Genomic DNA, 20,506 nt, shown 5'->3' on the forward strand with positions numbered 1-20,506 from the left:
CATCAAGCTAGTTATATCATAGATGGCACTAGGTGGCTCCGATCGGCGAATTGCGTTTCCCTTCAACTCGGTTGTCTGGGGCCCGCTGGTTTGTAGGCGACATGGCCTACAGATGCCTAAAAGTTTCCAGGGAGTATCTCATGTCTGTCGCCAAGCATTTTTTTTGCGAGTGCAAGGCGGTGGCGATCGACCTATATAATACTCGATCGCCAGACAGCACTATAAATGGGCTGTCAAAAAAACACTTACTGCATTGATTGAGGTGCTCCCGCTGACACTGACAACAGTCTCAAAGTTCTTCATTAGCAGGTTTTTAGGATTCTTTTTCTGCGTCAAGCCTGCGACTTAGAGTCGGGGTAGTGTGACAATTGTTTTATGTGCTGCCCTTATAATCAAGCAATGTTGTTTGAGGTACTGCCGCTGAAGCATTGGGAGTTGGGAACATAGCGGGGATTGTTAAGGATTGGCAATTCTTAGTTTAGATTGATCGACATTGCTTTAAAATATCGACGCTTCGATCGATCGCAGGTCAGACTAGGACAGCTCATGGGAAAAGCTTTTGACTGCTGAATTCTCAAAGATCGGCATTTGTGAGCGATTATAAATAAAAGCATGGCTGTAAATCAACCTTCTCGCGGCGGACGGTAAATAGACAGGTAATCGCAACGGTTGGCAATATAGAGGTTAGGGTAAGAGTCGAGAGTAAGAGGCAAGTGTTGTCTGTCTTCGGCACTCTGATTTTGCTTTAACCTGTTAAATTTATTTTTATCCTCCTGCTGGGCGGTTTTATCGAACTATCGGTTTGCTTGAAGGCAAACGCTTTTCATTCGAGACAGGCAACCTGAGCATTATTGACAGAGGCTGTCTTCACTCAGGAATTAACGGACACAAGAACTCATGGCCAAACAACTAAACCTACTTTCCGGGCAAGTAATTTCTACGCCTCTGCACGCCGAGATGCAGCAATCGTACCTCGAATATGCCATGAGTGTGATCGTCGGGCGAGCTTTGCCTGATGTCCGCGACGGTTTAAAACCCGTGCACCGTCGAATTTTGTACGCGATGCACGAACTCGGTTTGACACCAGACAGACCTTACCGCAAGTGTGCCCGGGTAGTTGGAGATGTTTTGGGAAAATATCACCCCCACGGCGACCAATCGGTTTACGACGCTCTGGTGCGGATGGTTCAGGAGTTTTCGAGCCGCTATCCTTTGCTGGCGGGACACGGCAATTTTGGTTCGGTGGACAATGACCCGGCTGCTGCGATGCGCTACACGGAAACTAGGCTCGCACCGATCGCCCACGAAGCCATGCTAACCCAAGTCGGCGATGCAACTGTTGATTTTGCAGCTAACTTTGACAGTTCCGAACAGGAACCGACAGCACTACCGGCTCAGTTGCCGTTTCTGCTGCTCAATGGCTGTACTGGCATTGCTGTGGGGATGGCAACTAATATTCCGCCGCACAATTTGGGAGAGGTGGTAGACGGTTTAATTGCTTTGATTGAAAATCCCGAAGTCTCGGACGAGAAGTTGATTGAACTGATTCCGGGCCCGGATTTCCCGACGGGAGGAGAAATCGTTGCTACACAGGGCATTGTTGATGCCTACACTAAGGGTCGAGGCAGCATTGCGGTCAGGGGTGTGGCTGGGGTGGAAGAAGTGCCTGGTAATCGCAAGGTGCGGACTAAAACGGCGATCGTGGTGACGGAGTTTCCGTTTCAGGTGAATAAGGCGAGTTGGATTGAAAAGGTGGCGGATTTGGTGAATGCCGGCCGCCTCGACGGTATTTCTGATTTGCGCGATGAAAGCGATCGCGATGGCATTCGAGTTGTGATTGAACTCAAGCGGGAATTTACTCCCGAAGCGGTGTTAGCTCGTCTTTACCAACAAACTGACCTGCAAACAAATTTTGGGGCGATTTTGCTGGCAATTGTCAACGGTCAACCCCGACAGTTGACCCTCAGACAATTGTTGCAGGAATTTCTGGATTTCCGAGAAGTGACTCTCACCAGGCGCTACAATTACGAATTGCACGTGGCAGAACGTCGGTGTCACATTGTCCAAGGCTTAATGTTGGCTTTGACAAATCTCGATACTACGATCGACATTCTCAGAAATTCTCCTGACGGTACTACTGCTAAGCAAACTTTCCAAGTTCGCCTCGATTTGAGCGAAAGTCAATCTGATGCGATTTTGGCGATGCCGATGCGCCGGCTGACTGGTTTGGAAAGGCAACATTTGCAAGCCGAACTGGATGATTTGACGGGAAATATTCAAGAATTGCAGCGGTTGTTGAGCGACAGGCGCGAACTTTTGAAGGCTTTGAAGAAGGAATTGCGATCGCTCAAACGCAAGTACGCTGACCCCCGCCGCACTAAATTTGCTAGGGAAACAGGACGCGCGGCCAAGACAGACACACAATTTTCTGGTAAGAAAAATTCTGGACTCAAGCAGTTATCGCCGGCAACAATTCAGCCTAACTTATTGCCTGTTCTAGAGCCTGAAGAAACAATTGTTGAATTTTCGCACAAGCAGTACGTGCGGCGCTTGCCGGCTAACGATCGCCCGCGCTCGAAAAGGATCGAAAAATCGGTTTCAGCTTTAGAAAAAAATGAAGATTTTATTGTGACTGCAGAGCTGACTAAAACCGATCGCACTTTGGTAGTCTTAACTCCTAACGGCAAAGCTTACCCGCTGAAAGTGGCTGATATTCCTAGCAGCAATCCAAAAGACCGAGGAAAGCCGATTGTCGGTTTGTTATCCCCTAGTGCTACTAAAGACAGTACGGATCGCGCTTTGTCGGAAATTACTATCGCACACTTTATTTTGCCGGAAAATTCGGAGGGGGTGGATTTAGTAACTATGACTCAGCAAGGCAAAATTAAACGTTTGCCGATGCAGGAATTGGCTGATGTGACTAATCGCGGCATGACTGTTGTTAAACTCAAGGAGGACGATCGGCTCCGCAGCGCTAGTCTGAGCAAAGTCGGCGAGCAAGTGGCCGTCGCAACTTCGGGAGGCCGAGTTCTCCGGTTTGATGTTGATGACGAACAACTGCCGCCAATGGGCCGCAGCGCCCTAGGTTCTCAAGTAACCAGGTTGCGGAAGCAGGAAGTTTTGGTGGGTTGTATTACGATCGATCCCGAAGACAGTCTGGTGCTATTTTCGGAGTTGGGTTGGGCTAAACGAATGCCCGCAGGTTCTGTCAGACTTACTAATCGCGGCGAAATAGGCACTCAAGCTTTTCGTTTCGCAGAACCTAAAGATGCTTTGGTTGGCTTGCTGCGATCGGTTCCGGGTACGGATGTTAAACTTTTTACTACTTCTGGCCGCTTGCTGCGATCGACTACTGATGCTATAGCTTTTTGGGGGAAAGATGCTCCGGGCGATCGAGTTTTTGACCTCAATCCCGGTGAAAAAATTATTAAGGTTATTAGCAGTCAATAGTCATTAGTCAATAGTCATTAGTCAACAGTCATTGGTCAATAGTCATTAGTCAACAGTCATTGGTCAATAGTCATAAGACTTGTTCCCAGGCAGAGCCTGGGAATACATACCTGGAGGCTCTGCCTCCAATTCCCCCAATTCCCAATTCTAAAAATCTAAAATCTAAAATCTAAAATCTAAAATTGTTTGATGGCGAAAGTTGTATTAGAAAATATCTACAAAAGTTTTCCACTCCGCCAAGGAGAACAGGAAAAAAAAGCAAACAACGTCGCAGAAAGTGTCTCGCCCGAAGCCTCTATTTCAACTTATAACAGCGTTTTGCGGCGGATTAACCTGACGGTCGAAGACGGGGAATTTATGGTGCTGGTGGGGCCTTCGGGCTGCGGAAAAAGCACTCTGCTGCGATCGATCGCCGGTTTGGAAGTTTTGACTGCCGGCAATATTTGGATTGGCGATCGCCTCCTCAACGATTTGCCCCCCAAAGACCGAAATATCGCTATGGTGTTTCAAAATTATGCTCTCTATCCTCACTTAACAGTTTACGATAATCTCGCCTTTGGATTGCGTCGCTCTCAGAAAGAAGAAGGAAGAGGGAAGAAGGAAGAAGGAAGAGGGAAGAAGGAAGAGGGAAGAAGGAAGAGGGAAGAAGGAAGAGGGAAAAAGGAAGAAGGAAGAGGGAAAAAGGAAGAAGAGACAAAGACAGAGACAGAGGCGGAAAAAAGCAGCTTGGTGCAGGCAGAAAAAATAAAAAATAAGTTAAAAGAGGTGATTGATTATTTAGCTTCTAATACTTTAAACAAAGAGCAAATATATACTTTAGCGGAGGACTTTTTAGTTGGAGCAACTCGCAAGCTTCCTCCGGGTTTGCGCTATTTTTCGGAACGGGAAAAGGCTGTAGGCAAAAGAGTTAGGGCGGTAGCTCAATTATTGCAAATAGAACCGCTTTTAAATCGCTTGCCGAAACAACTTTCGGGAGGACAAAAGCAGCGAGTAGCTTTGGGTAGGGCGATGGCTCGAAATCCTGAAGTTTTTTTGATGGACGAACCGCTATCTAATCTTGATGCGAAATTGAGGGCCCAAACGAGATCGCAAATTGTGCAGTTGCAGCGACAGTTGGGAACTACGACTATTTATGTGACTCACGACCAGACTGAGGCGATGACTATGGGCGATCGCATTGCGATTATGAATGCAGGCCAGCTTCAGCAAATAGCCCAACCTCTGGAGCTTTACAACAAGCCCGCTAATCTGTTTGTGGCTGAGTTTATCGGTTCTCCGCCGATGAATTTTTTATCTGTGCAATTTAGTGCCCCGCTGTTGATTTCTCACCCGCAATTTCGCTTTACTTTACCGGATGTTTGGGCAAAAAATCTACAGCAGTATGACGGGCGAAAGCTAATTTTGGGCATCCGGCCCGAACATCTGAGCATTCACCCTCCTGCTACCAAAAATCTGTCTGTACAAGTGGAAATTGTGGAGGCGTTGGGACACGAAACTTATTTGCGGGTGTGTTTGACGGATGCTCCGGCCGTGCGGATGCAGGTGCGGGTTCCTCCTGAGCGATCGGTCCGTGTTGGCGAGGAGCTTTGGCTGGCCGTCGCCCATGACAAAATTCACTTGTTTGACCCGGATACCGAGTTGGCTATTTTTCCTCGTTAGGCAAAATTCTCAAGGTCGATCGGCCTTTGCGATCGATATCACACACCATAAAGTTGCACTTTTTTCAAGTTACTGTTATATTTATTTACACAAGCCTGACAAAAGTTAACCAAAGGAGTTCGCACTATGCAACAACAAAAACGCAACGCTTGGAACTGGGGCTTCAGCGAAGGAGCTGAAAATTGGAACGGTCGTTTAGCAATGATTGGTTTCTCTGCAGCTGTCATTATCGAATTGGTTTCCGGTCAAGGCCTGCTTCACTTCTGGGGCGTGATGTAGTACGATTTTAGATTGGAGATTGGAGGATTGGGACGCCATTCTTTTCTCGATCTGACTAAGATTAAAAAACCCGGTTTCTTTGACGCGAGTAGCTGCTCTTCGAGCGACTCCGATCGAGAAACCGGGTTTTTGAACTGCAGTGCGCGAGCAAAATGCTTTAAACCAATCTAATTTTTCACTTGAGATTGTTTAGACAATACAAAGCTTGGGAGTCCCCAAAAGAACTCCCAAAATTTAGCCCGTGCGCTTTTAGCAGCGCAATTTTTGCAGGGGGATTTACCAGCAGCAAATAGCTATCTCATATCCGTTCGATTGACCGCACTACGAACCGTTTTTGTCATGGTAATCGACCCGACATGATATGATATCAAATCCTCTCTTCATCGGAATAGTAGATTCACTGCTAACAGTTAACAGTTAACATCATGTATGAGTGCAACCGGAATTGATATGACTCGCAGTGCAGCGAACACAAAAGTTTAACAACCATCGCTTCCAAAAAAGCTATGGTTCGATCCCCAAAAGAGCCAATCACTCTTTTGGGTGATGCGAGAGAAATACTCTAGCGGATATATTCTTTTAAGATGCTGTTGCGGTTGGGATGGCGCAGCTTCCGCAGCGCTTTAGCCTCGATTTGACGGATCCGCTCGCGAGTAACGTTAAAGATTTGACCAATTTCCTCCAAGGTCTTCATCCGTCCGTCATCTAAGCCGTAACGCAGTCGCAATACATCTCGTTCTCTAGGGCTTAGAGTATCCAAAACGCTCTCTAAATCTTCTCTTAGCAAGTTTTTCGAGACTTGATCTTCTGGCGTTTCTCCGTCAGATTCAATAAAGTCTCCCAGACGCGAGTCTTCTTCTTTGCCGATCGGAGTTTCTAAAGAAATAGGCAACTGTGCGGATTTAGCAATGAAACGCAACTTCTCGATCGTCATCTCCATTTTAGTCGCGATTTCTTCTTCCGTAGGCTTGCGGCCCATTTCCTGAGAAAGAAGTTTGGTAGTTTTCTTAATCCGCGAGATGGTTTCGTAAAGATGAACCGGTAGGCGGATAGTCCGGGATTGGTCGGCGATTGCTCTGGTGATGGCTTGACGTATCCACCAAGTTGCGTAGGTGGAAAATTTGTAGCCTTTTTCGTGATCGAATTTTTCAGCGGCCCGGATCAGACCCAAAGAGCCTTCCTGAATCAAATCTTGGAAAGACAAACCGCGATTCATGTACTTTTTGGCGATCGACACCACCAAACGCAGGTTTGACTGTACCATCTTCTCCTTGGCCCGCCGACCGACGTGGAGTCTGTGACGGAATGCCGGCAGTGCCATATCTACAGCATTAGCCCATTCGTTATCTTTGGGCTCGCGGTCTAACTCTTCGAGGAGTTGTTCTCGAACTCGCTCTAATTCCAGCAAATCGGCAATCTTGCGGGCGAGTTCAATCTCTTCGTCGGCTCGCAGCAGTCGAATTCTACCAATTTCTTGGAGGTAAAGACGAATAGAGTCTTCTGTATAATGCTTTTTCTTGGCTTGGGCCCGACGGCGGGCTTTGACACCTTTGCCAACTTTAGTATCGTCTTCTTCAGATGGGCTGTCTAGAAAATCTTCTCGATCGTCGTCTTCGTCGATAAAAAGTTCCAACTCGCTGTCGGGTAGAACGCTTTTGGCGTTCCTAAGCAACTCGATGGTTTCCATTTCGGGTGTGATTGTGGTTTCGAGTACGGTGTTAGCCTGGATCATGCCGCCTTCCTCATGCTCCTGAATTAAAGAATAAATAACAGTGGAATAGTGTCTGTTTGTAGTTTAGACAAGTTAGCCAGTATTGGCATTTCCGCAGTAAGAAATAGTGGGCTTTTCAGTTTGCTAAATGAAGCAGTGACCGAAACTGCGTTTGTTTGACGAGTCAAATTTCGACTTCTGGTTGAAAGAAGCAGCGAGTACATTCAATCTATCGCATATTTTTAACGTTGCAACCTATATTGAGGGTGCAGCTTTTTCTTTCACAGCGAGTTATCGCCTCATCTGCGATACCTTACCCAGAAAAACGAATGCCAGAGATGCGACGATCGCACGCAGGTCAAAATACTGGCTTTTTTTTTACCCGGTACTTCGATCTTTTACCCGTACCAGTTTTCTGGTACTGAGCCCTCTAACTTTTGTGTTTGAGGTGTCGAACTTTTGAGAAAGCCGGCAGCGTGCGAGTGACGATGTTGTCAGACATGATAGTTGCACGGCTAATTTTCGCCATCTCGGATGTAAGTTTGCTGCTTCCAACGCAACAGCAGAGAGTCGTAGCACCAAATGGTGAGAATCGGATCTGGCAAAGACCCTTCCGATTGTAGCCGTTCTCACAAAAAATGGAAGTTATTTTCAATTTTTGTCAAGAACTCGGAAAACTTTGTCAGCTTAGCTTGACAATAGTGACTCATGGCCGATTCAGATCAATCCTGAGAACGGCCCCTAAAAACCTGGGTACGATCGAACGGCGCTGTTTTTTTGTGCTGATGTGGGTGAACGGCTGCGGCGCAGTCTGCCAGACAGTTAGCAGACAATTTTGGATTTGCTGGAATTGAAACCAATAAAATCTTTGTAGATGCACCCATCATTACCCTGTTTCCCTGAATTGAATCATACACAATCTGCGATCTAATAAAGCTTGCGAACTTGAGTTGTAAGTCGGTCGCTCTGAAGTAGAAACCGACGATTTCCCCCAATGAAGCGTTGCGGGTTTAATAGTGCAACAGGGGCTTTCTTTGTTAAGTTAGCTCAAATCCCAGAAATTGGGTTTAATTTCGACATTAAATCACATTAAGTTATTAACGTCACATTCTCATTTAAGCAGTGGGACACGAGTTTATGGCAGAGCGTGGCAAAAACCACCCGGATAAATTCTACTGAGAGTTAACCCGTCGCGCAACTCCCGGCAGCAAATGTCTCTAAAATTTGCTGGCTTTCGGCTCGCACTTGCGCGATCCTCTTCTGCAAGCTTCGCTAACGCCCATTTTCACAAGCAAGACAATTCGCTATTTCCCGAAAGCACAACTTCACATTTACTTTAAATATATCCTAACAGTGTGAAGCTTTGACAAAGCAAATTCATCAATTTTAAGTAAAATTACTGGTGTTGTGTGGAAGATTTCCAGCAGACAGAACAAAACCCCAGCAGACTTTGCTACAAGGGAGGGCGGAGGATAGCTTAAAAAAAAAAGAAATTTACCGAGTGTAGTGATGTGCTTGCTGTTTGGCGATCGTCCAAAAGCTGCCGATTTCCTTCAAAGCTGTTAAAAAATAGGACTCTGGTGCTATGTGAAGATTTTTGTTACATTTATTTACAGCCCTTCCTCCGAAAGCAGGTATCCAGGGTCGATACCCCACTCTGCTTTCAATCATGCGGCTCGATAGCTAGGCTATTTCGCTAGCAGGAGAAATTTCCGCTCCGCATCTGTCTTGACAACGCCGGCAAAGTTGATTATACCTGCTGATCATTGATGCTGTATATCCCTTAAATTTTTAATTTATTCGTTGCTTTTCTGTTTCTCTTTCAGGTTTTTGAACTATTAAGATGCGTTTTCCCTGAGGCGATAGCCTAGATCGTCCAACCAACTGATAGAAGTTGTTTGAGTCTCAGGAGCATTCATCTAAATACACCACATACATTGCAGGTACACAACAAAGTGAATTGTCTCCTGTAGACTCAAACAGTAGCTAAGCTCTCAATTTCTGTGAGGCAAGCGAGTTTATTGGAGGAGTCTCAATGATGGAGTGGATTATAGCGCAACAGACCCCCTTGGGCAACAATCCTGCTACAACAGATAGCCAAACGGCAGGGAGCATTCCTGAATTAGTCATTATTCTAATCATTCTGCTGATGATTGCAACAGCGGTTGCCCTGATCGCTCAGCGACTGCGAATTCCCTATGTTACGGGTTTAGTGCTAGCAGGTTTGCCAATTACAGAACTCTTGTCGCGTCGAATTGGTTTAGACCCTTCTTTGGTGTTGAATCTTTTTTTGCCCATTCTTATTTTTGAAGCGGCAATCAATACGGATATCAGCCGTCTCCGCAGCACCTTTAAAGCGATCGCACTTCTAGCGGGTCCAGGCTCAATCTTTTCCTCGGCAATTATCGCTGTTCTGGTTAAATTTGGACTGGGCCTAGACTGGATTCCCGCATTGCTGATCGGAGTCATTTTAGCAAACACTGATACTGTCTCAATGATCGCGGTTTTTAAGGAGATCCGTGTGCCTTCGAGATTATCCACCATTGTCGAAGGAGAAACCCTGTTCAACGATGCGGCTGCTCTGATTTCATTCAATTTGGTTTTGGTCATTTATTCTACAGGATCTCTCACCGCTGTGCAAGGCCTGAAGGAACTACTCCTAGTCGCTTTGGGTGGGGGGCTCGTGGGTTTCATCTTCGGTTACTTGAGCTTACCGATATTTGTTCGTTTAAACGATCGATTGAGTAGTCTCTTACTAACCGTCGCTCTAGCATTAGGAACCTTCCAAGTCGCGCAATTTTTGGGAGTGTCGGGTGCGGTGGCTGTGGTCATTGCCGGACTGATTTTTGGCAACCTTGGACTTCCTCGCAGTTCGTCTGCCTCGGATCGAATCACGTTATTGAGTTTCTGGGAATATGCGGGGTTTAGTGTCAACACTTTTATTTTTCTCCTGATCGGCATCGAAATTAACCCAGGCACTTTGTGGAGCATTTTGCCATCTATTATGTTCGTCATCCTAGCCTATCAACTGGGACGAATTCTTTCGGTCTATCCGTTGTTAGCTGGTCTGCGGTGGTTCGATCGTCCGATTCCCCTACGCTGGCAGCATATTTTGTTTTTAGGAAACATTAAAGGCTCTCTTTCAATGGCATTGGCTGTAAGTATTCCGCTGACTGTACCAGGACGGGATAACATTATTGCGCTAGTTTTCGGTGCCGTTCTGTTCTCTCTGGTTGGGCAGGGATTAAGTTTACCTTGGCTTGTCAAACGGCTGAAAATTAGCCGTGTTTCTGATGTCATGCAGGAAGCTGGACAGTTACAGATTCAGTTGATTGCTTGCAAGGCCGCTCAAGACGAGCTAGATAGTTTGCTGAAATCAGGCGTATTGCCCAAGGCAGTCTACGAAGAGCTATGGGCATCCTATCAGGCACGGGTGGCGCAGTCCGAGCGTGTGCTGCGCGAATTCTACAATCAACATCGAGCAAGTCACACAAAGGGCGATCGGGCTGGGTTAGATACTATTCGACGGCGATTGCTTTTAGCGGAAAAGGGGGCTGTTAGCGATGCGCTGCGGAAGCGCATCGTTCCCGAAAACCTGGTTGATCCCTACATCAAAGATTTGGATGAGAAACTTCTAAAATTGGAAGATGACTAGCGCGAAGGCCCAAATAATCAATCATGGGGTGAACTAGCTCAGGACGGGTAACAACCAAGATCGTAGAACCTGCTTCCAAAACGGTGTTGCCGTTTGGAATCTCTAAATTGGCGCAGGCATGGCATTGATAACCAATGATCAGCGAACCTGTTGGAAAGTCTGGGTCTTGAGCAATTTGGGCCAGGGTGCGACCTGCCACATAACAATCGCCTGGAACGGGTAGCTTCAGCACTTCCAGTTGTCCTTGCTCAAAGTGCATCATCGACTCAATTTCCGGGTATTCGATCGCATTTGCCATTGTTGCGACTGCTAAATCAGTGGTGCTGATAATGTGGCTGGCTTGAGCGAGGCGATAGGCTTCCAAAAATTCGCGATCGCGCATTCGCACCACAATATGGGAAATGCCATAGCTTCTAGACAGTGTGATCAAGGCTAAATTCAAGGCATCATCTCTGAGGGCTGTAACGACTGCGTTTGCTTGTTTGATTCCCGCTTCGATGAGAACCGTTGTACTGACTGCGCTGCCCTCAAATGCCATCACCCCAATTTTTTCACGGGCAAAGCGACACGCAAGGGGGTCGGTATCGACGATCGCAACTGTGTGACCGAGTTTTAATAACTGCTGGGCTAAATCCAGCCCCATCATTCCTGCTCCACCAATTAATACATACATAAGTAACTATCGCCCTCAAAATGAACACTACCGATTTAGCACTATAAGCTTCTCAATGGTGCAAGTCACTGCAGGCAAATTTTACCCCTTTCACTTGGGACACGACTACCTACTTCACTTTGCTCAAGTTAGAGTCGATCGTTTGTAGGAAGTAGAGATGTCTTGCTTAAGTCAGGGGATCGATATACAAACCGCAGATGTAATATAGATAAACACAGATAAACGCCGATATTTTTCACGATCGGCGAGGTTGCAAATGGAATAGATATAATGAAATATTTTTTATTATTTAGCGAAATTTTTGACTTATTTGATAATGTTTTGATGGATAAATTGACGGTATTTGAACGCCGATGTTTTTCAAAATAATTTATGATTTTTGTCAAAAACTTATTGTTAATGTTATAGTATTATATGACTATATATAGTTAATTTTGTCAGTATCCTTTCCAACTGATTAGTATCTTTTGTAGGTAATATCGTTTCCAGTTGCATCGGAATAATAAAATCGAGTCAACAGTCAACAATCATAAGAAGTGCAACCGGAATTGACATAAAAACTATTCCGTCACCACTCCCAAAGTTTGGATTAGTGACAGAAATTTGACGATATAGCAATTTTCCAGTGAGTGAGGTAAGGCTCGAAAACTTAATAACTTAAGCACCTCCTACAGTCATCTATGCTGTAAGTTGCGATATCAAAGGAGGCAGAGCCTCGCCTATATTTCTTACCAGAATCTTCCTGGTAACGAGCAATTGCTTAAGTTATTAAATTTTCATTCCTAAGCTGTGGCTAATATAGATTGTGTATGGCGGTTTTAGATTGGGTGATTGGATAATTAGTAATTAACTGGCTAGTAATTCACCTGATTCTGATTCGCCAGAACGTTAAATAATACTTATTTAACGAACCGCGAAGACGCAAAGAGCGCGAAGGAAGAAAAGAGAAGAAGAAAAAATTAAATTCCTGACGGTCAATTAATTTAACCGCGAGACAAATTATTGTTGATTTCGCAGCCGAGGGTTAACAAATTCGTTCAATCCTTCTCCTACTAAAGATAGTCCGATTACCATTAAAGTCATTGCCAAACCGGGAAATAATGCTGTCCACCAAATGCCTGTAGGTAACGCATCCAAGGCTAAACGCAAGTCGTGTCCCCATTCTGGGGTTTGTTCGGGAAGTCCTAAGCCGAGAAATCCTAAACCTCCTAATGTTAAAATGGCGTCGGCGGCGTTAAGGGCAAACAGCACGGGTACGCTTTGAATCACGTTTAGGAAGAGGTAGCGCGAAAGCACTGTCTGAGTGTCTGCACCCATTGCTCGGGCGGCTTCGACAAATAATTCGGTTTTGATGCTGGCGGTGTGATTCCTGACTACGCGGTAGTATTGAGGGATGTAGGAAATGCTCAGGGCGATCGCAGCGTTGAATACTCCTCTTCCTACTACAAACGCCAGTGTCAAGGACAGCAGCAGCCCCGGCAAAGTATAAATTGTATCCATTAAAAATAACAGCGCTCGATCGAGCTTACCGCCCAAGTAACCGCTAAGCAAACCTAGCGGTACGCCGATAAACAAGCTCAAACTTGTGGCTAAAATCACCACTTGCCAAGCAGCGCGAGAAGCAAACAGCGTGCGGGAAAAAACATCGTAGCCGCTGCGGCTGGTACCAAACCAATAATTCGCTGACGGCGGTTCGTGAATCGGATTAATCAAAGCATCGGTAGGATTTTGCAGCCATCCCCAAGCTTGCATGGCCGGAGACAAAGTGGCTACCAGTACAAACACGGCAGTTATTGTCAAACCCGCCCACATCATTTTCATTGACAGGCTTGACGGTGAGGCAACATTGAGCAATCGCGGCAGTCGGAGGCGGCTTTGAGTCATATTTATGAGGGAAGAGGGAAGAGGGAAGAGGGAAGAAGTCCGAGGGAAGAAGTCCGAGGGAAGAAGTCCGAGGGAAGTTCGGCAACGAGCAATGTACGGGATGTAACGGATGTAACGGATGTAAGTCCGTCGGAAGAAGTCCGAGGGAAGAAGTCATTAGTCATCAGTCATTAGTCATGTTTTGCTGTCGCCTCCGAGCTTTCCGTACAACGTCATCAGTTCGAGGGATGAAAGGGTTTTAGCAATTAAGAATTTTCTAAGTGTCGGGCACGGTTGCCATAATTGCGATCGACAAATATGAGACTTTTCGATTTTAGTAGCACCTAGGCTAAAAAACCCGCAACGCCTCAAAAATTCTCTCCCTTAGTCGCCGAATACTAACTACCCGCTGCGACTCAAGAAACCGGGTTTTTTTATGGGTTATTGAGCTACAACAGGTATTTTCGTGAAAAACCCGGTTTCTGGCAACCCGCGAGTAATATCAATTTCATAAAGTAGCGCTAGATATTACCGCCCCCCAACCCCCCCCCGCGATTTCGGGGGGGCTAAGACTTCATCCATAGCACATCTTTACAAAAATGGTATAAGTCCTACAAATTACTGGCAATTAGCTCGCGGTACTGACTTTTCGGCTTAACTCCTTTGAGTTCGACTACCAATTCTTTGTCTTTGAAATACTGAATCGTCGGCGTACCAGTCACGCCAGCATTTTCAGCAATTTCTGGATCTTCTTCAATGTCGATTTCCACATAGTGAATTTTGCCATCGAACTCATCTACTACTTTGCTCAAAATCGGCTTGAGACTGTGACAAGGGCCGCAAGTCGGAGCGGAGTATTTGACCACAATTAGTCGATCGCTATCGTGGAACAACTTCCGCAAAGCATAACCTCCTTCGTGGCGCGTGTCTTCGATATCAAAATTCTCATCGGTTTTGCGGACTTTTGGAGCTTCCGGCGCAGAGGCTGGCTGCTCGGATTCCTCGGTTTGATGAAATTCCTGGGTTAAAGCATTGACCGAGAGCCAACGCTCTGCCAGCATCGCCCCCATGCAGCCGCTGCCTGCTGCAGTAATGGCTTGGCGAAACTCGTGGTCTTGCACGTCGCCCACGGCGTAAACTCCCTCGACGCTGGTTTCTACCGTGCCGTGTTTGGTGGCGATGTAACCTACTTCGTCGAGTTCTAGCTGACCTTGGAACAGTTGAGTGTTGGGAGTGTGACCGATCGCGTAAAACAATCCCTTCACCTGCAAATCTGTTTCAGCGCCAGTCTCGATATTTCTAATTTTCAACCCATCCATTTTGCTCCCCGGCACTCCCAAAACATCCACAGCTTCGGTGTTCCAGTGCACGGTGATTTTGGGATTGCTCAGCACTCGGTCTTGCATGGCTTTGCTGGCGCGCATCCGATCGCGCCGCACCAGCATATGTACGTGGGAGCCGTATTTTGTCAAATAAATAGATTCTTCCGCTGCGGTATCGCCCGCGCCGATGACTGCTAAATCCACTCCTTTAAAAATTGGGGTAGCGCCGTCACAAATCGCACAGGCAGAAATGCCGTGGCTCCAAAATACGTTTTCGCTAGGCAGACCCAACCTTTTTGCTGTTGCGCCTGTAGCGATTACTATGGTGTGGGTTTTGATTTCTCGGTCTTCCGATCGCACTGTAAACGGACGATTCGTTAAATCAACAGAAATTACATCTTCTGTGTATAATTGAGCACCCCAGCGCACTGCTTGAGCTTTCATCCGATCCATCAGTTGCGGCCCGGTGATGCCTTCGGGAAAGCCGGGGAAGTTTTCGACTTCTGTGGTGGTCATCAGTTGACCGCCGGGAATGCCTCCGGTTTGGTAGCCTTCAAAGACTACGGGTTTGAGGTTGGCTCTCCCGGCGTAGATGGCTGCGGTGTAGCCTGCTGGGCCTGAGCCGATAATTACTAGGTTTTCTACAGTTTCGTTGGTCACAGTTATTTATTCAAACTCATAACGACTTCGTTTAACTCTATTTTAGCAGAGAGCGAGCGTATTTCTATTTTTGAGGGCGATGAGGGCGATCGGCACAACTCAAGGCTGTTTGATAAGTAAAAATAATAAAAAAACTAATCTTGTTTTAAATGTTCAATCAATCTTGGAAAAACCCCAAAAATAGGCCCCCTCGACTATTGATTCCATTCTCATTTACTTGACGAATTTGCGCCGTTTGAGCTATCATACAATTCCGATACTCAAGGGGTGCTATGACTATTTTTTGTACTTGGACGCTGAAACCTTTTAAAGTCGTAGAATAAACGAGTTCAACTAATGCAATTCATACAACTTTGCTATGCAAAATACGCATTTTATATTTTAAGAATTGTAACGGAAATTTAGGCGAATTTGACAAATTACAGTTTTTGTGGTATGGAAGGTGCGGTGGGGGGAATTTGGATGAGGATTTTTCACCGCAGATGCAGCATTTATCAGAAAGGTTAGGTGTCGCTTATTGGGCATTAGACTACGGGCATTGGGCTACGGGCATTGGCCCGCGCAGGGCATACCTCACAACGCGATCGAGCCGCTATAAGATGGAATTTTGCTTTTTAAATTTGTGGATAATACCAAGATATTGTTTGTTTGCAGCCGGAATAAGTGGAGAAGTTTGACTGCACAGAAGATATGCGAGAATGTTGGCGGCTTGAGTGTGCGATCGGCTGGAACGGAAAAAGGTGCGAGAATTAGAGTGACTGAGGGTTTGCTGGGTTGGGCGGATTTGATATTTGTGATGGAGAAGAAGCACGGCGAGCGACTTGCTAGCAAGTTTCCCGCAAGTCTTAAAGGCAAAAAAGTTATTTGTCTGCAAATCGCCGATAATTACGAGTATATGGAACCGCAGTTGGTCGAGATTTTGCAGGCTAAACTAAGTCTGTATCTGGAAATGTCAGACAGCAGGACAAATTTTATGCAGCGCGTTCTAGAGCCGGAGGTTATGGATTCTTGGGAAGAAGCTGTTGAGTATGACTCGATGGATTTTACTGAGGTGAATGCGGCTTTTGCTAAAAGTGCGATCGAATTAGGGCCGATGTCTGGGAAAATCTTAGATGCTGGGACTGGTACGGCGAGAATCCCGATCGCCATTGCTCGAATCCGCCCTGCTTGGGAGTTGACTTGCATCGATATGTCGCCAAATATGCTGAAATTAGGACTGGAAAATGTGTCTGAGGCGAATGTGCGATCGCAAATTAGTCTCGAATTAATTGATGCTAAGGCAATGCCTTACCCTGACAATTATTTTGATATGGTGATTTCTAACAGCATTATCCACCATTTGCCAGATCCGCTGCCGTTTTTGCGCGAAGTTAGGCGAGTCTTAAAACCGAATGGAGCAATATTTTTGCGGGATTTGTTCAGGCCTGAAGATGAAGCAATCAGGGATAATTTAGTTGAGATGTATGCGGGAGATTGCAACTCGCATCAAAAACAGTTATTCAGCGATTCGCTGCACGCGGCTTTTACTCTGGCTGAAATACAGACAATGATGGAAACTGCGGGATTGGAGGGTGCGAGGATTTATGAATCTTCGGACAGGCACTGGACGGCTGAGCGTGCTTGGTGCGAGACTTTGTAGACTGGGACGATCGGTTGCAAATATCTACTTTTGGGCAGGAAGAATTAGTATGATTGAACCGCGAAGACGCGAAGGACACGAAGGAAGAATAGGGAAGAAAAAGCCAGAATCAGCGTTAGGGTAATGGAATTATGCGGCGCATGAGGTTTCCCCTAATGTCTTCATCCAACCACTCAAGTGCATCGGGTTCCCAGTAGGCAGTTGCTAGTGGCAACCAACCAAAAAAAGAGCCAAGTCCACCGCAAATGGAGCATCCGCCGTCTCCGCCTCGGACTGTATGTTTGTCGCTAATTACCTCGCCATCGTAAGGATTTTGAGCGATGTGGAGTCCGAAAAGGTTGGGCTGCAAGTGGAGTTTCCAGTCGGCTGCCTTGTCAGTTGGGTAGCAATCGCTAGGATTTAAGTCTCCCCAGCGAAATAGAGTGGTACTTCCGGCACCGCAAGCATACTCCCATTCGTCGAAAGTTAGCAAGCGCAGTCCTTCAGTCGCCAATTCAGTCGCGAGTTCTTCATGCGTTTTGCTCGTAATTTGCCAAGCCTCAATCGAGCCATCCTCAGCACGATCGAATCCGTATATATCGTTACATATCATCCTCTGCCTGTCTGGAAACTCTTTTAATAAATTCTGGATTTTAAGTGACTCCGAACTAATTGCCTCAAGACCGATTTTTGTTGGTTTAATTTCTACAAGCATCGGCGAAAATGTCACCTTTCGAGGAGGTGTAGTGACGCTTTGGACGTAAGAGTATATATCTCGATCGATCTCATACACCTCGGCAGTATCTTGAAATGATTCAATTTGCTCGTCTGTCGGGCGAAAGTTGCCGACTTCGCATCCAATTTGAACCTCACCCCCTGGCATCAGAGAAAATAAAGCTCCTCCATACTCGAAAATGGCAATAGAGAGTTCGCTGCCACCATCAGGGTAAAATCGCAAACCTTTAAAAATTACTGACTGTGGCAGATGTGCTGCTAATTCCTGTGAGTAGCGATTTTTTTTTTCGTCGCTCAAGTTTTGCCATTCCTGCAATTCCATAAGCCAAAAGTTCCTGAACTCAACCTCTTCTACTTATCTAATTTGATATTACCTAAAATTACTCGATCGCGCCCTCCGTCTTTAGCTTCATAAAGCGAACGATCTGCAGCCTCAATCAAATCTTTTTGAGAAATTTCCAGTTGAGGCACCGTACTCGCCACTCCCAAACTTAGTGTAACACAAGCAGAGTTGGGCGATTTAATATTTTTAATTTCAAGTTTTTTCACCCTGACTCGAATTTGCTCTGCAATCGTGACAGCCATTTCGGATGAAGTTCGAGGCAAAATGATCGCAAATTCTTCACCTCCGTAACGGGCCACCAGCGTCTCCCGCAAAACTTCCCCCCCTGAGAATTTTACCGCCTCAACAATAGTTTTGGCTACCTGTTGCAAACAAGCATCTCCCGCCTGATGTCCGTAAGTATCGTTGTATTTCTTAAAAAAGTCAATATCGCATAAAATTAAAGATATTTCTGCTGCTTCTTCTCCTAAATCTTGCCATTTTTTCTCTAAGTATTCATTAAAACATCGTCGGTTAGCAACCTGAGTTAAACCATCTGAATTTGCAAGGCGATATAATTCCAAATTAGCTGCTGTTAATTGAGAATTTGCTGCTTCTAACTCCGATTGCGTGACAGATAAATTATAATAAAGTTCGCTAATATACCAAGTAGCTTGTTGGTGGATTTGAGATAAAGCTATTAACACTTGATGCACGTCTAACAGTCGGTAAACTTGAGGTTCTAACTGCACGACAATCGGTTCGTAAAGTTGTTCCGGCTGTCGCTGCACTGCTCGCTGAGCTGCCATGACAATTAGGGCGACTCCTGGTAAAATCAAAATATCGGTTTTAGCTATTTGATACAAAGCCGCAATCGGTCGGCAAGCAAATATATCTACTCCGTAAGGACGACTCATGCGTTCCATAAATCGCCGGCGAGATATCATCCCTAAAAATTCGCCATTTACGGTCAAGATAACTCCCGGAAGCAGCGGGTGAGACTGAAACAACCGAGCTACATCTTTGGCAATACATGAATGTTGAACCTGAACATTAAATACAGCCAGATCTTTAAGAGTAGACTCTAAAGATAAATTTTTAGGTAGTTTTTCGGGTTCTAGAGGTGGCGTGATAAATTTAGCAAACACAGCGCATATCCAAAATCAACTATACAGCAGCAACAAATCTACTCTCAACATTTTTTCGAGATTAACTTAATATACTATAACTGGTTGTATTGTGAATTACAATAAAAAAAGGTCGCTTATCTCAGGAGTCTATTGATTCATTAATTGATATTCATGTAATTGTATAACAGTTAAATTATGGATCGTATTTAAATGTGAATTTTCACTGGAGAATATTAACCCCCATACTTTTCAAGAGTTGACAGTTGAGGGCGACTTCAGCCAGCGAATTTTTAGAATAGCGCAGCCCAACCAAGTCTTCGGGTTGACGAAAGGACAGCTACCCGATAGTCGATCGCTTTTAAAATTGCCTGCGAGGGAAATTAATTGGGGAGCATCTCAATTTTTGCAAAAAGGATTTTTTTTACAGTGTGAGCCTCCCCTCGCACTACAAATACAAAACACCAGATGCACCCAATTAATTGTTTCTTTCGTCTGACAATGAGAAGGCTTTCAACCGATTTTTTTTGCAAAAACTAGGTTGTTGGCACCACTATAGCGGTTCTCAAGCGTGGTGAGATATGCCCAATGCCCTGCGCGGGCCAATGCCCAAACTCAAAACTAATTCCCTCACCAACCCCAAGTTCCCATTCCTCCCTTAAACGGGCCGACAATATCTTTAGTAATCCAACCGCCGTAAAAATCTCCTGGTTGAGCTTGCACTAATTCTCCGTCCACATAACAGGCATCCATCTTGCTAGGATAAAAAGCCACATAATCTTTAATAGCTGCAAAAATCTGATTGGGTTCGGGATAAAACCAAGCAGCATTTACTACTTCCTTTTCTCCCACCGTCACAGTGTAATAACCTGCTTGTCCCTTCCACTCGCACCACGAGCCCCGTGAAGTTTTGTGCAAATATTGCATTTGGATGTCCTCGGGGGAGATATAGTAGACTGGAGGGTGACTTGTCTCCAACACCCGCTGAGGATGTCGCGTGTCGGCGATCGTCACTTCATTAAAAATAATCTGTACGTGTTTGGTCAATTCCTCAAGGCGAGGGGGACGAGGGTAATCCCAAACAGACTCTTGACCAATGCCAGGTTCTATGCGATCGAAGTTCACTTGCACCATCTCCCCTGCAAAAAAAATAATTAGGGACTGAGCGTTATCAAGCTAGTCCTAGTCCAAATAGTGCCTTAATTTGACGCCAAAGTCAAGTTTTTACCTCTGTTTTAGGATGCTTTACTCAAAAATTGCGGACAAATGCTTTACCTCAAAACACTAATTTGTGATTATATAAATTTCAGTAAACTCGATCGCAGTTTCGCCGACAAAGACAAAACTTTAGATTAGCTGCGACACAAAAATATCTGCGTCCATCACTGTTAATCGGCTTAAAATTTGCGGTTCATCCATCAATCAAATGTTG

The 20,506-nt window shown here is 45.6% G+C and carries 15 protein-coding genes; 7 read left to right on the forward strand and 8 right to left on the reverse strand.

The genetic code is table 11. The features are described from left to right. The first annotated feature begins 897 nt into the window (after nucleotides 1-897). The 3 genes from AACV78_RS14785 to AACV78_RS14795 all read left to right on the forward strand — a co-directional run bounded on the left by AACV78_RS14785 (nucleotide 898) and on the right by AACV78_RS14795 (nucleotide 5,388). A complete protein-coding gene (locus AACV78_RS14785; RefSeq protein WP_194009856.1) occupies nucleotides 898-3,450 on the forward strand; it encodes a DNA gyrase/topoisomerase IV subunit A in 2,553 nt (850 codons plus the stop codon). 357 nt (nucleotides 3,451-3,807) lie between these two features. Beyond that, the gene (locus tag AACV78_RS14790) at nucleotides 3,808-5,109 is read left to right on the forward strand and encodes an ABC transporter ATP-binding protein (RefSeq protein WP_445329585.1); all 1,302 of its coding nucleotides are present in this window, start codon (nucleotides 3,808-3,810) and stop codon (nucleotides 5,107-5,109) included. A 126-nt stretch (nucleotides 5,110-5,235) separates the two neighbouring features. Beyond that, nucleotides 5,236-5,388: a chlorophyll A-B binding protein gene (locus tag AACV78_RS14795; RefSeq protein WP_194009858.1), complete on the forward strand. Its 153-nt coding sequence runs from the start codon at nucleotides 5,236-5,238 to the stop codon at nucleotides 5,386-5,388. A 562-nt stretch (nucleotides 5,389-5,950) separates the two neighbouring features. Here the strand turns inward: AACV78_RS14795 and rpoD are convergent. Together rpoD and AACV78_RS14805 are read right to left on the reverse strand one after the other, a co-directional pair. After that, the gene (rpoD, locus tag AACV78_RS14800) at nucleotides 5,951-7,120 is read right to left on the reverse strand and encodes an RNA polymerase sigma factor RpoD (protein WP_194009859.1); all 1,170 of its coding nucleotides are present in this window, start codon (nucleotides 7,118-7,120) and stop codon (nucleotides 5,951-5,953) included. 1,473 nt (nucleotides 7,121-8,593) lie between these two features. Further along, nucleotides 8,594-8,770 (reverse strand): hypothetical protein, encoded by a 177-nt coding sequence (locus AACV78_RS14805; RefSeq protein WP_194009860.1) that lies wholly within the window; start codon nucleotides 8,768-8,770, stop codon nucleotides 8,594-8,596. Between the two features lie 364 nt (nucleotides 8,771-9,134). Between AACV78_RS14805 and AACV78_RS14810 the strand changes: the two genes are divergently transcribed. Then, nucleotides 9,135-10,754: a cation:proton antiporter gene (locus AACV78_RS14810; protein ID WP_339383650.1), complete on the forward strand. Its 1,620-nt coding sequence runs from the start codon at nucleotides 9,135-9,137 to the stop codon at nucleotides 10,752-10,754. On the opposite strand, the gene AACV78_RS14815 is transcribed toward AACV78_RS14810, so the two are convergent. Together AACV78_RS14815 and AACV78_RS14820 are read right to left on the reverse strand one after the other, a co-directional pair. Next, the gene (locus AACV78_RS14815) at nucleotides 10,711-11,427 is read right to left on the reverse strand and encodes a potassium channel family protein (RefSeq protein WP_194009861.1); all 717 of its coding nucleotides are present in this window, start codon (nucleotides 11,425-11,427) and stop codon (nucleotides 10,711-10,713) included. The genes AACV78_RS14810 and AACV78_RS14815 overlap by 44 nt on opposite strands. A 999-nt stretch (nucleotides 11,428-12,426) precedes the next feature. Further along, on the reverse strand, nucleotides 12,427-13,311 hold the full coding sequence (locus tag AACV78_RS14820) for an ABC transporter permease (RefSeq protein WP_194009862.1): 885 nt from the start codon (nucleotides 13,309-13,311) through the stop codon (nucleotides 12,427-12,429). Here AACV78_RS14820 and AACV78_RS14825 point away from each other — a divergent pair. After that, nucleotides 13,303-13,485, forward strand: coding sequence for a hypothetical protein (locus AACV78_RS14825; protein WP_194009863.1), 183 nt, complete (start codon nucleotides 13,303-13,305; stop codon nucleotides 13,483-13,485). The two genes, AACV78_RS14820 and AACV78_RS14825, sit on opposite strands and share 9 nt — an antisense overlap. 416 nt (nucleotides 13,486-13,901) lie before the next feature. On the opposite strand, the gene trxB is transcribed toward AACV78_RS14825, so the two are convergent. Beyond that, complete coding sequence (trxB, locus tag AACV78_RS14830; protein ID WP_194009864.1) at nucleotides 13,902-15,272, reverse strand: thioredoxin-disulfide reductase; 1,371 nt, start codon at nucleotides 15,270-15,272, stop codon at nucleotides 13,902-13,904. 353 nt (nucleotides 15,273-15,625) lie between these two features. On the opposite strand from trxB, the gene AACV78_RS14835 reads away from it, so the two are divergent. Both AACV78_RS14835 and AACV78_RS14840 read left to right on the forward strand, forming a co-directional pair. Then, complete coding sequence (locus tag AACV78_RS14835; RefSeq protein ID WP_194009874.1) at nucleotides 15,626-15,949, forward strand: hypothetical protein; 324 nt, start codon at nucleotides 15,626-15,628, stop codon at nucleotides 15,947-15,949. Continuing rightward, complete coding sequence (locus tag AACV78_RS14840; RefSeq protein ID WP_228042268.1) at nucleotides 15,946-16,911, forward strand: methyltransferase domain-containing protein; 966 nt, start codon at nucleotides 15,946-15,948, stop codon at nucleotides 16,909-16,911. Before AACV78_RS14835 ends, AACV78_RS14840 begins: the two co-directional genes overlap by 4 nt. 115 nt (nucleotides 16,912-17,026) lie before the next feature. Here AACV78_RS14840 and AACV78_RS14845 read toward each other — a convergent pair whose 3' ends face one another. The 3 genes from AACV78_RS14845 to AACV78_RS14855 all read right to left on the reverse strand — a co-directional run bounded on the left by AACV78_RS14845 (nucleotide 17,027) and on the right by AACV78_RS14855 (nucleotide 20,199). Beyond that, a complete protein-coding gene (locus tag AACV78_RS14845) occupies nucleotides 17,027-17,947 on the reverse strand; it encodes a hypothetical protein (RefSeq protein WP_194009865.1) in 921 nt (306 codons plus the stop codon). A gap of 29 nt (nucleotides 17,948-17,976) precedes the next feature. Beyond that, the gene (locus tag AACV78_RS14850; RefSeq protein WP_339383651.1) at nucleotides 17,977-19,095 is read right to left on the reverse strand and encodes a GGDEF domain-containing protein; all 1,119 of its coding nucleotides are present in this window, start codon (nucleotides 19,093-19,095) and stop codon (nucleotides 17,977-17,979) included. Between the two features lie 609 nt (nucleotides 19,096-19,704). Then, entirely contained in the window at nucleotides 19,705-20,199 is a 495-nt protein-coding gene (locus AACV78_RS14855; protein WP_194009873.1) for a DUF427 domain-containing protein, read from the reverse strand. Nucleotides 20,200-20,506: the final 307 nt, after the last annotated feature.

This window comes from Tychonema sp. LEGE 07196, from assembly GCF_963890365.1.
In the GTDB taxonomy this organism is placed as follows: Bacteria; Cyanobacteriota; Cyanobacteriia; order Cyanobacteriales; family Microcoleaceae; genus Microcoleus.